This window comes from Candidatus Zixiibacteriota bacterium, from assembly GCA_035380245.1.
Classification (GTDB): domain Bacteria; phylum Zixibacteria; class MSB-5A5; order GN15; family FEB-12; genus DAOSXA01.
Map to the genome: position 1 here is coordinate 296,494 of DAOSXA010000003.1, position 15,782 is coordinate 312,275.

Below are 15,782 nucleotides of genomic sequence, written 5' to 3' on the forward strand. Positions count from 1 at the left end.
GAAAATGAAGAACAAGGATGTTACATACTCACCGGCGCGGATCTGGCTCCTGGCCAGTCGCCCGAAAACATTGCCGGCGGCCGCTGCTCCGGTGGTGATTGGGGTGGTGCTGGCGATTGAGGCCGGGGTGTTTGCGCTGTGGCCGGCGCTGGCGGCATTGTTCGGAGCGCTGGCGATTCAGGTCGGGACAAATTTCGCCAACGATTATTACGATTTTAAATCAGGAGCGGACGAAGGGGAGAGACTCGGCCCGATGCGACTGACTCAGGCGAGATTGGTTACCCCGCGAGCTATGCTTACGGCGACGGTGATTACCTTCGCTTTGGCCACGGCGGCGGGTGTTTATCTGGTTTATGTCGCGGGATGGCCGATTGTGATTATCGGTTTGCTCTCGATTCTATTTGGGGTGATGTACACAGGGGGGCCGTATCCGCTTGGTTATCATGGTTTAGCCGACATCTTTGTCCTGATTTTCTTCGGGCCGGTGGCAGTCGGTGGAACTTTTTTCGTGCAGGCGCTCACGATCAATCCCAATGTGATCATTGCCGGACTCGCTCCCGGTTTGTTCTCAATAGCGATTCTGACGGTCAACAACCTGCGCGATCTGGACAACGACCGCGCGGCAGGAAAACGAACTCTGGCCGTACGTTTCGGGCGAACCTTTGCGCGTTCGGAATATCTGCTCTGTCTGGTGATAGGCAGCTTGATGCCGGTCTGGTTATGGCTGCGAACGGGCGAGCATATCTGGGCCATACTGACAGCGCTCGTACCATTGATTGGCGTTGGAGCGATAAAGGCTGTATATTCCAAACAGGGACGGGTATTGAATGAAGTCCTGGCAACAACCGGCAAACTGCTGTTGCTGTATGCCGTACTTTTCTCGGTGGGGTGGTTAGTATGATCATTAGCGAGTTGACGATTTACCGGTTCAGTCTTCCCTTAAAGAAGGCGTTGAAGCTGGTAACCGGTCCCGTGACGGAACGGGAAGGTTTCGTGGTGAAGGTGACCGGCGATGAGGGTCAGGTCGGCTATGGAGAAATCGCGCCGCTGCCGGGATTCAGCCGGGAAACGATTGATGAAATACCGGAGGCGATCAAACAACTCAAGGCTGTCGTGGTCGGAAACGAAACGCCGGAAAATCTCGAAGAACTTTCCGGTGGTTTCAAACGATGGCTGAGCAGTATGGGGCTGCCCTATTCGGTCAGGTTCGGATTCGAATCGGCGGTGTTGGGAGCGATGGCCTCGGAACGCGGGCTTTCCCTTTGTCGTCTTCTTAGCGATTCCCCCCGCAAGCATGTCACGTTCAATTGTATGCTGTCCCATGGCACCGATGAGGAAGTGCTGGCCGCAGCACTGGAACGTCAGGCCGAGGGATTCAAGACTTTCAAGCTGAAGATAGGTCGTGGTGATCCGGCGATTGACGTAGCGCTGGTTGCCTCGTTGCGCCAGACGTTGGGGGATGGAACGGTTATACGACTCGATGCCAATCGGCAGTATACCTGCGAAAGTATCGGCGGTTTCGTCGAGGCGATCAAGAGTATCGGGGTGGAGTATATCGAGGAGCCGCTGCCGACTCGGGCGGAGAACCTTCAATGGGCCAAGGCCGGGAAGCTGCCGGTGGCGCTCGATGAAAGTGTCGGTGAGATCGAGCCGGAAGAGGCCGCGGCATGTCCCGGTGTCATCGCCGTGCTTCTGAAACCGACTCGGCTTGGCCTGGAACGGACCGTGCGTTTTGCTCGAGCCGCATCATCGCGGTCGATCATGCCGGTGATCAGCTCCTCGTTCGAGTCGAGTCTCGGGCTTTCGATTCTGGCCCATCTGGCATTGGTGGTGACTCGGCACGAAATCGCGATGGGACTCGCCACCGCCGATATCTTCGCGCACGACCTGCTGGATAAACCGCTCCTGCCGATAGATGCCCGTGTGGCTCGGGCTGATATTCCCGACCCGGCCGAGTCGATCCAGATGGATCGGCTGACCGAGGTTAAGTTGTGAGTGAATGCCTGATCACCCGGGCTGCCCGCCATTTTCCGGATGCGACAGCCTTAATTGACGAATGCGGCCCGCTCAGTTATACCGATCTCGATCTTTATACTGAAGTCGCTGAATACAGTCTTCATTCGCATGGAGTTGAATCAGGGGGACTAATCGCGATTCTATCGGAAACGAATCTCTACTATATCCCGATCCTCTTTGCTCTGGCGCGCCTTGGGGCCGCGATTTGTCCGCTCAGTGTGCGCTTGCCGAGTGAGGCGCTGGCACATCAGTTGGACAATATCGGTAGCCGCAGAGTAATCGTGGCGGAGGATCTGACGGGCCGGATTCAGTCCGAGCGGATCGAGGTGATTTCGCTGGTCAAGGCGTTAGTTGCGGAAGGCGTCCTGTGTACTGAATTACCGCCGGTGGATGAGGCGGCCACGATTATTCACAGTTCCGGCAGCAGTGCCGTAGCGAAAGCTATCCGGCATCGCTGGTCGGCGCATGTGGCCAGTGCGGCGGGATCGAATGAAAATATCAACCTTGAGCCGGGCGACCGCTGGCTCTTGTCGCTGCCGCTCTACCATGTCGGCGGACTATCAATTCTGTTTCGCTGCTTTTTAGCCGGAGCGGCGGCCGTAGTCCCGAATCCGGGGGCGTCTTTGCTCGACAGCCTGATCCATTTCACTCCGACACATTTATCCGTCGTGCCGACACAACTCCGAAGACTTCTGTCAACAGGCATACCCGATGAAGTTAAAACTCAGCTTAAGGCGGTGTTGATCGGCGGGGCGGCTGTTCCTTCGGGGCTGGTCGAGCAGGCACGACAGGCGGGTTTGCCGGTGCACACGTCTTACGGATCAACAGAAATGGCCTCACAGATTACCACAACCCGGCCGGGGGCGGACCTCGATGAACTGGCCACCAGCGGGTATCTTTTGAATGGCCGAGAGTTATCGGTCGCAACCGACGGTGAGTTACTGGTGCGCGGCAAGACACTCTGTGAGGGATTTGTGGTCAACGGCAAGCTCACCCTCCCGTTTGATCGCAACGGTTGGTATGCGACGGGGGATATCGGTCGGTTTGATGATAACGGTCGGCTGTTGGTGTGCGGTCGCAAGGATCGGATGTTTATCTCAGGGGGAGAAAACATTCATCCCGAGGAGATCGAACGAGCGCTTCTTGCGATTAAGGGGATCGTTGAGGTGGTGGTTTTTGCTGAGGGTGATCGTGAATACGGACATCGTCCGCGGGCTGTAATTGCGATAGAAGCAGGGCTTGAGATTAACCGCAATGCCCTGATCGGATATCTGGAGAAAGCAGTCGAAAGGTTCAAAATTCCCGACCGGTTTTATCTTTGGCCGAAGCAAGACGGCGCCGGCGCTATGAAGCCGGACCGCTGTTCGATAGAACAATGCTGCCGCGCCGGGGAACTGGAGGAGCTTATTTGAGACTTTCCAGGCCGATGCGGACTTTTTCGGGAAGCGGGATTTTTTCCGCCCGGTTCTTGTCGACGGCAACGTGAACGGTGCGAACCTTTGCGGCGATTTTACCGGCGCTGTCGCGGAAATCATAAATCAGGACGAAAGAGCTTTCTCCGATAGATTCCGTCTTCATTGAAATAGTGATTTTCTCGCCAAGAAGCAGGGGCCGATCGTAGTCGGCATCGGCATGCGCAATCAGGATCAGGTAGTCCGCTTCCCTGATGATATAGTCCAGACTTACCCCGATAGAGGTCATCAGCGCTTCGAAAGCGGTGTGGGCGATGCGGAAGTAATTGGCGAAAAAAACCACCCCGGCAGCATCGGTATCATGGAGCTTGACGTTGGTTTTGGTCTCGAACATCGGTCTCCTCTCGCGAAATAATTCACTTTCTGCATGCAACATTAAGACTATATTAACCGTTTGTGAATATTGTGCAATGAAGAAACTGCTGTAGATAAGAGGAGAACTAAAACCATGAAGAAGCAACAGTCCCTGATCATGTCCATCCTGGCGGCCTTGATGCTGTTCGGTCTTATGGCCGGTGTGGTCGCAGCCCAGGATCAGGATGCCACAACGATTCCCAAGCGGGAAGATATCGACGACAAGTACAAATGGCGTCTCGAAGATATCTATGAAGACAGCGCTGCCTGGTATGCCGACTACAATTTGCTCGAAGCCAGTCTGACCGCTTTCGATCCTTACCGTGGCCACCTGGGCGATTCCCCGGAGACTTTGTATAACTGCCTTCATATGTCCGACAGTCTGGATATGATTCTCGGTCGTCTCTATGTCTATGCTTACATGAAGCTGGACGAAAACACTCAAGAGAGCATGTACCAGTCGATGAGCGGTGAAGTTGCCGGTCTTAACTCTCGCATCAGTGAGCAACAGGCCTTTATCAGTCCGGAAATCATTAGCCTGGGCGAAGCAAAGGTCATGGGGATGATCGATGCCTATGAACCGCTGGGTGTGTATCGCCATCATTTCGAAGATCAATTCCGCCAGCAGGCTCATATTCTTTCCGACAAAGAAGAGGCGATCCTGGCTGCGGCTTCACCGGTTCTGCGGGCTCCGAGTGATATTTTCAATATGATTGACAACGCCGACCACAAAATGGGCCGGATCGTTACCACCGACGGCGACACGATCGAGTTAACCAACAGCCGTTATTACGATGTTATGCGTGAAGCAGATCGCGAGACACGACGTATCGCCAATGACAGTGTTCAGACGTCCTGGAAGAAGTATCTCAATACACTGGCCATGACGTTTGGTGGATCACTCAAGGCCGACTGGTTCCAGGCCAGGGTTCGCGGTTATAATTCCTGTCTGGAATCATCACTTGACGGGTACAACGTACCTACGGCTGTATTCACTAATCTGATCGAAGCCACTAACGCCAACTTGGAATCATGCTATAAGTGGTACGCATTGCGAAAGAAGTTCCTTAAGCTCGATACGATGTACACCTACGATCTTTCGGTATCAATGGCCGAGGCTTCCAATCGCAGAATTCCGTACGAAGAGGCGATTGAGATGGTAACCAAGGGACTCAAACCGCTGGGCAAGCAGTATGTCAAGGATTTGCAGGCAGGATTCAGTTCCGGTTGGATTGATGTCTACGAAACCGAAAATAAGGGCTCGGGTGCCTACAATTGGGGTACTTACACCACCCATCCCTATGTTTTGTTGAATTATGGCTATAAGATCGACGATGTCTTCACCCTGGCCCATGAGCTGGGTCATGCCATGCACAGTTTCTATACCAACCGAAATGAAACCTATCAGAACTCAGGCCATTCGTTGTTTCTTGCAGAGGTCGCTTCAACCTGTAATGAAGCGATCCTGATGAAGTATCTGCTCGAGAACACCAAAGATAAAGATGAGAAACTGGCCCTGTTGTATTATTATATCAAGCAGATTGATGGGACCTTTTTCAGCCAGGTGATGTTCTCCGAGTTCGAGCAGGCAGTGCACCAGCATGTTGAAGAGGGCGGTGCTTTCTCTGCCGACTATTTCCGGGAAACCTACCGTGAGATTTTCCAGAAGTATATGGGGCCGGATGTGGTGATTGGTCCCGACAACGACATGGGTGGCTTGAAGATTTCGCATTTCTATCGTGAGTTCTACGTTTACCAGTACGCTACAGCCTATGCCGCTGCTCAGATGATCTCCCAGAAGATCATGGAGGGCGACAAGCAGGCTCTTGAAGCCTATCATGAGTTCCTGGCTACCGGGACATCAGATTATCCGCTGGAGATTCTCAAGAAGGCCGGCGTTGACCTGACTCAGCCGGAGGCGGTCAAGCGGACACTTGACCTGTTTGGTGAACTGGTTGATGAAATGGAGAAGCTGTTGATGGAGGGATAACCTTTCATCTGAGCTGAATCAGTTTATACGGTCGGACCAAAGGTCCGGCCGTTTTTTGTGGGAGCTATCGAGGTGACTGTTGAAAAAAGCCGTACCCACAGATATTCAGCAAACTACAACCGTAATGCGGGCAACATAAGGCCACCTGCTATGCGAGGATAGAGCCCTCAACCTCGTAATTGGGGGCTTTTTCACCGCACAAGAGGTTTTTCAACAATCCCTGATGGGGGCTCTCGTAATTGATCTTATCCTGTGAGAGAATTCACTTGATTTGAGACCTGTTTGTCTCAAATTTGGGAACCATTGCAACCATGATTGGTTTCAAGGAATGATGTTTGGAAAATGATAATTGCAGCTTTTGAGTAGATGAAGGAGACAAAATTATGATGATTCCGAAGGAAATGGCCGACGGCCTCAATGCTCAGATTACTCGTGAATACGAGTCTTACTGGATTTACCAGCAGATGGCTTATAAGTTGAGCGCCATGGGGCTGAGGGTATTTGCCGAATGGTTTACCCAGCAGGCCAAAGAAGAAGTCGTGCATGCTGAAAAAATGGCTGACTATCTGCTCGACCAGGGTGGAGAGGTTATGCTCGGTGAAATAGGTAAGCCGGACGATGACTATTCAACGGTCGAAAAGGTCTGTGCCGCCGCTCTTGAGCACGAAAAGAAAATAACGGCCTGGATCCATGAACTGGTCGGTCTGGCTCGCTCGAAAAACGATTATGCCACGGAGCAATTTTTGGCCTGGTATGTGAGTGAGCAGGTCGAAGAAGTGGCGACAACGGCCGAGTTGCTGGACCTGGTCAAAATGGCTAAGGGACCGCACCACCTGATCCAGTTGGAAAACCGTATTATGGCGCTGCGCGGCGGAAGCGACGAATAAGCCGGTAGTTATTTTGATTTAAGAGCCGCTCGCGGGAGCGGCTCTTTTTTTTGTATCGGCTTCGGTGAATTATGTTGACAATTCCCGGAATACCCTTATAATTTATTTGTACAGAATGACTTACGGCGCTTATTGGAAGCTCTGCATTGCAGGTTCAGTTCTACGCGGTCCGACCCGATGATGAATAAGAGGTATACCACAATTTCAAGACGTATTCCGAAGACCTGCTGTCCCAAAGCTGATTTCCGCGCCGTTGGTACGGACCGAATCGCGATAGGAAAGAATCACCGTCTTCGTGCAGGGAGTAACTGTCTATGCGCTATGCTCTTTTGTTGGCTTTGATGCTTCTGACACTGGCCTCCAGCGCCTTGGGGGAAGAATACTACTTCGAATTCCGGATCGATGATCCGACTATTCTGGAGAAACTGTCACGGGTAATCTCGATTGATCGAGTCGACGGTGATCTGGTTAAGGCTTATGCCAACGATCGTGAGATGGCCGAGTTCGAAGCATTCGGTTATCATTATGAAATTCTCCCGGCGCCTTCAAGCCTGATTATTCCCCGCATGTCCGACGACAAAGCTGCTCTCAAAGACTGGGATTCGTACCCTACTTATCCCGCTTATGTCAGTATGATGTACCAATTCGCGACGGATTATCCATCAATATGTCGAATCTACGACGCCGGAACTACAGTCGCAGGACGTGAACTGCTTTTTGCGGTGATTTCCGACAACGTTAACGTTGAGGAAGATGAACCCGAAGTTATGTACACCGGAACCATACACGGTGACGAGACCACGGGTTATATCATGACTCTCCGGTTGATTGACTCGTTACTGGTCGCTTACGGAACCGACTCCCGCATCACGGACATGGTCGACAATATGGAGATATGGATCAATCCTCTGGCCAATCCGGACGGGACCTATCACGGCGGTGATGCCACTGTCAGCGGAGCCCAGCGCTATAATGCCAACGACTATGATCTGAACCGTAACTTCCCGGATCCCGAGGACGGCGCTTATCCGGGAGGGACGCGCCAGATCGAAACGACCAATATGATGAATATGGCGATTGCCAATAGTTTCGTAATATCGGCCAATTTTCACGGCGGCGCTGAGGTTTTGAATTACCCCTGGGATACCTGGAGTGATCGCCATGCCGATGATACCTGGTTCTATGATATCTGCCGCGCTTTTGCCGACACTGTTCATCTTTACAGTACTTCCGGATATATGACCTATCTCGATGACGGGGTGACCAACGGTTATGACTGGTACACCGTCTCGGGCGGCCGTCAGGATTACATGAATTATTTCCGCGGTTGCCGTGAAGTCACGATGGAGATTTCCGACACCAAGTTGCTCTCCGCCAGCCAGCTACCATCGCACTGGATATGGTTGCGGCACTCACTGCTCAAGTATCTCGAAGAAGCCCTGTATGGCATCCGGGGAATAGTGACCGATGCCGCTACCGGTTTGCCGGTGGCTGCAACTATCGAAGTGCTTAACCACGACATAGACAGTTCGTATGTCTATACCGATCCTGATGTCGGTGATTACCATCGTATGATCGAAGCCGGTTCCTGGGATTTGCAGTTTACCGCGGTGGGCTATTTACCACAGACGATTTACGGTGTCTCGGCCGTTGATGGCGCGACGACAACGCTCGATGTGCAAATGAACCAGATTCCACCGTATCCCGCGATGAGCTTCGTGAGCCAGAATGCCGGAATGGTGGATCCGGGGGACAACAGCAATTTTAGCATTACACTCACCAACGACGGCGGTGGCGATGCCGTCAATCTGGTCGGAACTCTGGCCACGAGCGATCCGTTGGTGACGATAACGCAGGATTATTCGACTTATCCGGTAATTGCCATGTTGGGCGGTCAGGGGACCTCCAACAGTGCTTATTCCATCAGTGTCGATGCCGCCTGTCCGGAAGAACACCAGGTGCAGTTCGAACTTTACCTTTCTGCCGACAGCTACGAGGATACCCTGACGTTTGCGATTACGGTAGGGCAGAAGATCGAGGATTTCGAATCCGGTGGTTTTACCGCTTTCCCGTGGCAGATGAGCGGCAGTGCGAGCTGGACGATCAATACTTCGCCGTACGAGGGCAGTTACTGCGCCAAGTCGGGCTCAATTTCGCATAGTCAAAGTACGACTATGAGCGTTACCCTGAACGGTCTCGAATCGGGGACTATTTCGTTTTACTACAAGGTGTCTTCCGAGTCCGGTTATGATTATCTGACGTTCTATATCGACGGTGTTCAGAAAGGCCAATGGTCGGGAACGGCGGGATGGTCACAAGCCAGTTATTCCACGACGACCGGCGACCATACTTTCCGCTGGACCTATTCCAAGGACGGTAACACCACCAGCGGCAGCGATTGCGGCTGGATCGATTATATCGTGTTCCCGCCTACTTCGTCCGATATCGACGAGGACGGTATCGATAACACCGCCGACAATTGTCCCGAGAATTATAATCCCAATCAGGAAGATGCCGACGACGATGGTGTCGGAGACCTGTGTGATAATTGCGTCGATATCGCCAATACGAATCAAACCGACGCCGACAATGACGGAGTCGGTGATCTCTGCGACAATTGTCCCGGCATAGCCAACGCCGGTCAGGCGGATGGCGACGCCGATGGCTATGGCGATGCCTGTGATAACTGCTCCGAGATTTTCAATGATGATCAGGCGGACGGTGACTCGGACGGCGTCGGTGACGTTTGTGATAATTGCCCTTCTGTCGCCAACACGACTCAGGGTGATGCCGACGACGACCATTTCGGCGACGCCTGCGACAATTGCCCCAACAAGATCAATCCAACCCAGGATGACTCCGACGCCGACGGTGCCGGTGATGCCTGCGATAACTGCGACGGTCTCTATAATCCGTCACAAGCGGATGCCGATACCGATGGTTTCGGCGATGACTGTGACAATTGCCCGCAGATGTACAATACCGATCAAACCGACAGTGACAGCGACACCTACGGTGATGCCTGCGATAACTGTGAGGCGATTGCCAATCCCGGCCAGGAAGACGGCGATGCCGATGCGGTCGGTGATGTTTGTGACAACTGTCCGACCGTGTTCAATCCGACTCAGGCCGATGAAGACAACGATGGTTTGGGTGATCCTTGTGATCTCTTCGTTTGCGGTGATGTCGACGGTAACGGATCCGGTCCGGATATCTCCGACCTGGTTTATTTCGTCAACTGGATGTTCAACGGTGGACCGGCGCCGACCGAATGGGGCGCGATCGACGTGAACGGCTCCGGTGGATATGCCGATATCGCCGATTTGGTCTACCTGGTTGAATACATGTTCCAGGGCGGGCCCGAACTGAATTGCTCGTATGATTGATTGAATGTAATACCGTTTTTGAAGGCGGGGACGATTGTCCCCGCCTTTTCTATTGGAATCAAATCAAATTTCCACCAAAAAGGGTGATCGATATGTATCGATCACCCTTAAGAATCTTCCGCGCAGTGGATGGCGCCGGGATTCGTTTATGTGTCGTTTAGTACGACCGACGATAACGTCCGCCGCCGCCACGATTACCACCGCCGCTGTTGTTACGCGGCTTGGCTTCGTTGACGTTCAGCGTGCGACCGTTCATCTCCTGACCGTTCAGCCCGCTGATGGCTGCCATTGCTTCATCCTTTGAAGGCATCTCGACGAAGCCGAAACCCTTCGGCCGGCCGCTGTCACGGTCGGTGATGATGTTAACGGTGGAGACTTCACCGTAAGCCTCAAAGGCCTGGCGAAGAGCGTCTTCGGTCGTATCGTACGACATGTTACCGATGTAGATGTTCATTCTACACTCCGTAGTTGGTTGCTTCGATTTTGCCGTCGAGGCGTCATGTCGAGGCAACAGAGAAAAATGCGCACCATTGCGCGTCAATTTGAGATTTAGCTTTAGCGGAGTGTTGTGTTATTGAACCAACCTGCGATAAAGGCTACTCAAACTTGAGTGACGGTATAGTATATGGTTCATATCGGCTGAAACCTACAGTTATTTGTCAAATGGCTCATTTATTTTTTAGCTCGTTTTTTGAAATCATGGGGGAAGGGCTTGCTGTTTCGGCGTTAGTCTAAGGCCGGCAACGTGTTAAGTGTGCGTAAGTCAGTCAAAAAAGGAGCTGATGTGACTGAATTCTTCCTGGGCTCGCTCGTAATCCTCAATCCGGCCGATGTCGAGCCAGTAGCCCCTGTAGGGATAAACTGAGATCGGCAGGTTTTTTTTGAGTGCCTGATACATCAGGTCGTCGAATCCAAACGGACCGCTATCCGGTACATACTTCAGCACTGATCGAGAGAACACGTAAACGCCCATTGAAACCGTTAGTCGATAAGTCGGTTTTTCCTTGAATCCGATCAGGCGATTGGAAGCATCGGTTTCGAGAACGCCATAGTCGACGAAATCTTCACGTTCGTGAGCCGCGACTGAAACGAGAGCATCTGATTCGAGGTGAGAGCGATAGAATTCAACGAAATCGAGATCGGTAAGGATATCGCCGTTGACAACCAGAAAATGCTCGGGCAGGTCAGGAATCAATTTCAACGGCGCCACCGTTGAGAGGGGTTCGGGTTCTTCGCTGTAATGGATCTCCAATCCCAGTTTTTCACCGTTTCCGACCGATTCACGGATCAAATGCGACAAATGGTTGACAGCCAGATGGACACGACCGACACCGCATCGTTTCAGCCGTGTCAGCAGTAATTGGATTATCGGTCGCCCGCCGACCGGCACGAGTGGTTTGGGGATATCCGCGGTTAGCGGTTTGAGCCGTGAACCCTGACCTCCGGCCAGTACCACGGCGGTTATCTCGGTTGCGGCAGTCATGCGGGACAACTGTTTCGGTAGAGGGGTGAGTCCGGGTCGGGGATCAAACCGGAGCGGATGGCATAGATAATCTCGCGGATACCGTCGGGTACGGTTCGGGATAACTCGAATCCGAGTCGAGTACGAACCTTATCGAAATTGACACGGTAATCCCTGGGGTCTTCATCGCGTTTGACGTAGGAGACATTCTCGCGAGCCCCCGGCAGTTGTTCGAGGATAAGTCTGACGATGGTCTTTTTTTGGTAATTCTCAACGGTGTCGCCGATGTTGAAAGCCTGCCCGGACAACATGGCGCGATCTCCGGTCAAGGTGAGCATAATCGCTCGCACCAGATCGCGGGTGTGGGCATAGGGTCGCCAGAACTGTTCACCGAATACTTCCAGTTTACGGCCAAGGGTCAACTCCCGAGTGAATTCATTAACGGTCAGATCGAACCGGGGGCGTGGCGAAAGACCGTAAGCGGTGGCGAAACGAAGTACGGTCGGAGTGAAATCGTGGTAGTCCAGACTAAGTAAAATTCGTTCGAACTCAACCTTCAGCTCGGCATAGTAAGAAACCGGTTGCAGCGGTGAGGTTTCATCGACGTAACCGTTGGGGTCGTTCATTTTGCCGTAATTGGAACAGGTCGAAGCGAAGATGAGCCGACCGACGCCGTTTTCTATCGCCTTGCCCAGCAGTCGCCGTGAGGCTTCGAGATTCGTTTGCCGGGCAAGCTCCGGTTCTCGAGCGCAAGCCGGATCACCGACAATAGCCGCCAGATGTACGACATGGTGTACATCGGCGAGTGCGCGGTCGAGATCCTGATCGCGCCTGATGTCGCCGTGAAGCAGATCGAAATTCTTTTCACCAAGATAAGGCAGGAGGCTTCGACCGCCGAAAAGGAATGAGTCAATCACTCGCACCCGGTACCCCTCTCGGAGTAGGGGAGCGATCAGGCGACTACCGATATAGCCGGCGCCGCCTGTAATGAGTACTGTCTCTGATCCTTGCACCATACCGTTATGTCTGGCGGTTGTCCGTACTATTTAAGAGCCTTACGGGCTATTTTCATATTCTCCTCGTCCATTCCGAGGTCGATTGCTTTCTGAAGGTTCTTTTTATAATCCGCGACACCGCGGTCTTTCTGGGCCAGGCCTAGATAGAAATAAGGTTCGCCTTTATCGGCATAGGCGGACAACGAGCGTTTCGCATCTCCTAAACAAAGGTCCGAACGTCCCCCCTGAAGATATGCGTAACATAGAGCCATCCACGGTTCAAAACCGTCCATGGAGGTATACATCGTCTTTCGAGCCAGATTTTGCGCTTCGCTCGGACGAATCTTTTCATCCGACAGGGAGATTGAAAAGAACAGGTTATTCGTGAGATTGTCGCGGTTATGCCCGGCTGTTTCTTCGAACAGGTCAAAGGCCTGATCGACCGAACCGGATAAGTACAAGGCACGAGCTTTAGCTCCCCGCGCATCCATGAAATCAGACTCAATTCCCAGAGCCTGGTTTGCGAGGGTTAAAGCCTCATCTGCTCGTCCCAATTTCGAGAACCAAAGCGAAGCCGACGTAAGAGCATCGGGATTCTCGGGTTGCTCGGTTTGTAGAAGTTTCACCAACTCGACTACCGCGTCGTTTTGTTGCTGGTGATAAAGAAGTTGATTGAAATCATCGAATGATTTGACCTCCCCCGAAATCGGGCGATACGCTTCTATAAAAGCATCACGGGCGTCGGTGTAACGATCATTTTCAACCAACACGGTGGGATAGAGTAAAGCGGTTTCTGTCGGGAAGGTTTTGAATTGCGGATATTTGTCGAACGCTTCCAATGCTCTTTTGTACTGCTTACGGCTTCTCATGAGGTTAACCATGCGAATGAAGGCCGGAGCATAACTCGGGTCCAGGTTGAGGGAGGTGGTGTAAAGGCTTTCGGCGCGTTTGAAATCGCGACCACCGGCGGTGGAGATCATTTCTGCGACATCGGACAACCAATCGGGTTGTGTGGTGTGGTATTTGATCAGTTGTTCGGTTTCCTCGGCGAACTCCTGATCCAGACCGACCTCGCGCTTGATGAATGTGCTTCTTACTTTAATTTCCCGCCGATTACTGAGCATCCCGCGTACGCGACTGACGTCAAAGATCGTTTCCCGTTCCGGAATGATACGGAACAGAACAATAACCGTTTTATAGGCCATATAGTTGATGATCTCTTCCGGCCAGTTCTGTCTCTCGACCATGCCGTTGGCCATACTTCTTTCCTGATCGATCTGACTCACGAAAAGAACCTTGGCATGGGCACGCATAAAGTTGTACTGAGCATCCACCGCATCGGGACTGATATCCAGGCCTCGGTTGGCCTGAGCGATCACCGCGGTTCGATCACGCCGGGCAAGGGCATATTCGAGATCGAGAGCGGCACGCCAGAGGCGGGTTTCGCCTGCGCTGTCGATCGGTGCGGTAGTACGGCGAGCCTCGTAGAAATAGCCGTGTTTGAGGGCCCGTAACACGTGTCGATTGAATGAGAGACGGGTGTTCCCGGCTGCGGTTAAAGTTTTTCTCGATAAGACTATCGCTGAATCAATTTGGCCCATTTCTTCCATACAATCAGCCGCCAGTTCCCAGAATAAAACAGAGTCCAGCGGAGTCTCGAGAGTACGGTTATAGATGTTCCGGGCTTGATCGAAATCTCCATCCACAGCGAAAGAGCGGGCCTCAAGGAGTCCACTTAAGGGAGCCGGGATATCCGGCCATTTATTCATTTCCGTACGCATCTGAGGACCGGTGCCGCGATCCAGCATAGCTTGAGCCAGCATGACGGCTGCCCGGTAATCACCGTCCGATTTTTCTAAATACTTGGCAGCACGGTCGGCGGCAAGATCAGGATCATCAAAAAGCGAGTATATTCGAGACATCCCGGCCCAGGCCGGGGCGAAGTTCTCATCTATCTCCAGCGCCGTGGCATAGCGATTCATTGCCGACCAGAGCTGTAATTGCGCCTCGTCAATCGTTCCCAATCCACAAATTGCGGCAGCGTCGCTTGGATTGGCCTCGAGCATAGCGCTGTACTCTTTGCTGGCTTTATCAAAGCCTTTATCATCGATCAGGGTTATTTGGTCGGTTACACTGGATCCCGGGGTGGAATCACTCCCACAACCAAACGCTATAATAGCGATAATTGCGATCATCAAAGATAAATAGAGAGACTTCATACCTTCCTTCCTATTAGTGATATTCAGGGCATAAAAAAGCCCGGCGATTGAAGTAAATGCTTCTTGTACAACGCCGCAACCCATTATTTCCAACAAATTTGCGATGTTACAGCAAATATCGTGCGAATGAGATTAGAATTTTGTTGAAACGTATTTTCACCAGCGGTATATTAGTGATATGGACATATTATCGTCAGACGCCCTATGTAAGTTTTACCACCGCCGTCCGGTGGTAAACGGTGTTTCCATTCAGGTAAAACCGGGTGAAGTGGTTGGTCTCCTGGGCCCCAACGGCGCCGGAAAAACCACCACATTCTACATGATTATCGGCTTCATCAAGCCGGATAAGGGACGGGTATTTCTAGGCAAAAAAGCAATTACCCGACTCCCGATGTACAAACGGGTTGGTCTTGGGATCGGCTATCTGGCGCAGGAGGCTTCGGTTTTTCGCAAAATGACGGTTGAGGACAATATCAAGGCTATTTTACAATTCCGCCGTATGTCTCGCAAAGCCCGCAAGGCTCGTCTCGAAGAACTCCTGAATGAGTTGGATATTGCGCACTTGCGCAAAAGCAAAGCTTACACTCTTTCGGGAGGCGAGCGTCGCCGGGTTGAGATCACCCGGGCTCTGGTTAATGAGCCGAAATATATTCTTCTGGATGAGCCTTTTGCCGGGATTGACCCGATCGCAGTTGAAGATATTCAGAAAATTATCAGTCGCCTGGTAGAGAAGGGGCTTGGGGTTTTAATCACCGACCATAACGTCCGTGAAACACTCAGTATTTGTAATCGGGCGTACATTATGTGTGACGGAACGATTCTGAAAGATGGGACTTCCGATTTCCTGGCCAACGATCCGGAAGCGAGAAAAATCTATTTAGGAGAGAAATTCCGGCTTAACTAACCGGACCCCTGTCTAATATGTGAACGATTGGCTGGAACCTGTTAATATGCAAGCTTTTCAGGCCGACAATAGGTACTGAAGGCAGGGAATAAACTGC

12 protein-coding genes are annotated in these 15,782 nt (G+C 52.2%); 7 read left to right on the plus strand and 5 right to left on the minus strand.

Translation table 11 applies throughout. The features are described 5' to 3' along the window. Positions 1 to 4: 4 nt before the first annotated feature. From PLF13_11580 to menE, 3 genes are read left to right on the plus strand one after another with little or no spacing between them, the layout of a single operon-like run. The gene (locus PLF13_11580) at positions 5 to 901 is read left to right on the plus strand and encodes a 1,4-dihydroxy-2-naphthoate polyprenyltransferase (GenBank protein HOP07917.1); all 897 of its coding nucleotides are present in this window, start codon (positions 5 to 7) and stop codon (positions 899 to 901) included. Continuing rightward, positions 898 to 1,995 carry an o-succinylbenzoate synthase gene (gene menC / locus PLF13_11585; GenBank protein HOP07918.1) on the plus strand — a complete coding sequence of 366 codons (1,098 nt, stop codon included), beginning with the start codon at positions 898 to 900 and terminating at the stop codon, positions 1,993 to 1,995. Before PLF13_11580 ends, menC begins: the two co-directional genes overlap by 4 nt. Next, positions 1,992 to 3,428: an o-succinylbenzoate--CoA ligase gene (menE, locus tag PLF13_11590; protein HOP07919.1), complete on the plus strand. Its 1,437-nt coding sequence runs from the start codon at positions 1,992 to 1,994 to the stop codon at positions 3,426 to 3,428. The genes menC and menE overlap by 4 nt, the downstream gene beginning before the upstream one ends. On the opposite strand, the gene PLF13_11595 is transcribed toward menE, so the two are convergent. Then, positions 3,421 to 3,822, minus strand: a complete 402-nt coding sequence (locus PLF13_11595) for an acyl-CoA thioesterase (GenBank protein HOP07920.1) — start codon at positions 3,820 to 3,822, stop codon at positions 3,421 to 3,423. The two genes, menE and PLF13_11595, sit on opposite strands and share 8 nt — an antisense overlap. Positions 3,823 to 3,936: 114 nt before the next feature. On the opposite strand from PLF13_11595, the gene pepF reads away from it, so the two are divergent. From pepF to PLF13_11610, 3 genes are all read left to right on the plus strand, one after another. Further along, positions 3,937 to 5,832 (plus strand): oligoendopeptidase F, encoded by a 1,896-nt coding sequence (gene pepF, locus PLF13_11600; protein HOP07921.1) that lies wholly within the window; start codon positions 3,937 to 3,939, stop codon positions 5,830 to 5,832. A 383-nt stretch (positions 5,833 to 6,215) separates the two neighbouring features. After that, positions 6,216 to 6,719, plus strand: coding sequence for a ferritin (locus PLF13_11605; protein ID HOP07922.1), 504 nt, complete (start codon positions 6,216 to 6,218; stop codon positions 6,717 to 6,719). A 314-nt stretch (positions 6,720 to 7,033) separates the two neighbouring features. After that, positions 7,034 to 10,105, plus strand: a complete 3,072-nt coding sequence (locus PLF13_11610) for a M14 family zinc carboxypeptidase (GenBank protein HOP07923.1) — start codon at positions 7,034 to 7,036, stop codon at positions 10,103 to 10,105. Positions 10,106 to 10,262: 157 nt separating this feature from the next. Here PLF13_11610 and PLF13_11615 read toward each other — a convergent pair whose 3' ends face one another. The 4 genes from PLF13_11615 to PLF13_11630 all read right to left on the minus strand — a co-directional run bounded on the left by PLF13_11615 (position 10,263) and on the right by PLF13_11630 (position 14,781). Beyond that, positions 10,263 to 10,559, minus strand: coding sequence for an RNA-binding protein (locus tag PLF13_11615; GenBank protein HOP07924.1), 297 nt, complete (start codon positions 10,557 to 10,559; stop codon positions 10,263 to 10,265). 309 nt (positions 10,560 to 10,868) lie between these two features. Then, positions 10,869 to 11,588 (minus strand): sugar phosphate nucleotidyltransferase, encoded by a 720-nt coding sequence (locus PLF13_11620; protein ID HOP07925.1) that lies wholly within the window; start codon positions 11,586 to 11,588, stop codon positions 10,869 to 10,871. Beyond that, positions 11,585 to 12,583 carry an SDR family oxidoreductase gene (locus PLF13_11625; protein HOP07926.1) on the minus strand — a complete coding sequence of 333 codons (999 nt, stop codon included), beginning with the start codon at positions 12,581 to 12,583 and terminating at the stop codon, positions 11,585 to 11,587. The genes PLF13_11620 and PLF13_11625 overlap by 4 nt, the downstream gene beginning before the upstream one ends. Before the next feature lie 26 nt (positions 12,584 to 12,609). Next, on the minus strand, positions 12,610 to 14,781 hold the full coding sequence (locus PLF13_11630) for a hypothetical protein (protein ID HOP07927.1): 2,172 nt from the start codon (positions 14,779 to 14,781) through the stop codon (positions 12,610 to 12,612). Between the two features lie 178 nt (positions 14,782 to 14,959). Between PLF13_11630 and lptB the strand changes: the two genes are divergently transcribed. Continuing rightward, complete coding sequence (gene lptB, locus PLF13_11635; protein ID HOP07928.1) at positions 14,960 to 15,685, plus strand: LPS export ABC transporter ATP-binding protein; 726 nt, start codon at positions 14,960 to 14,962, stop codon at positions 15,683 to 15,685. Positions 15,686 to 15,782 lie beyond the last annotated feature (97 nt).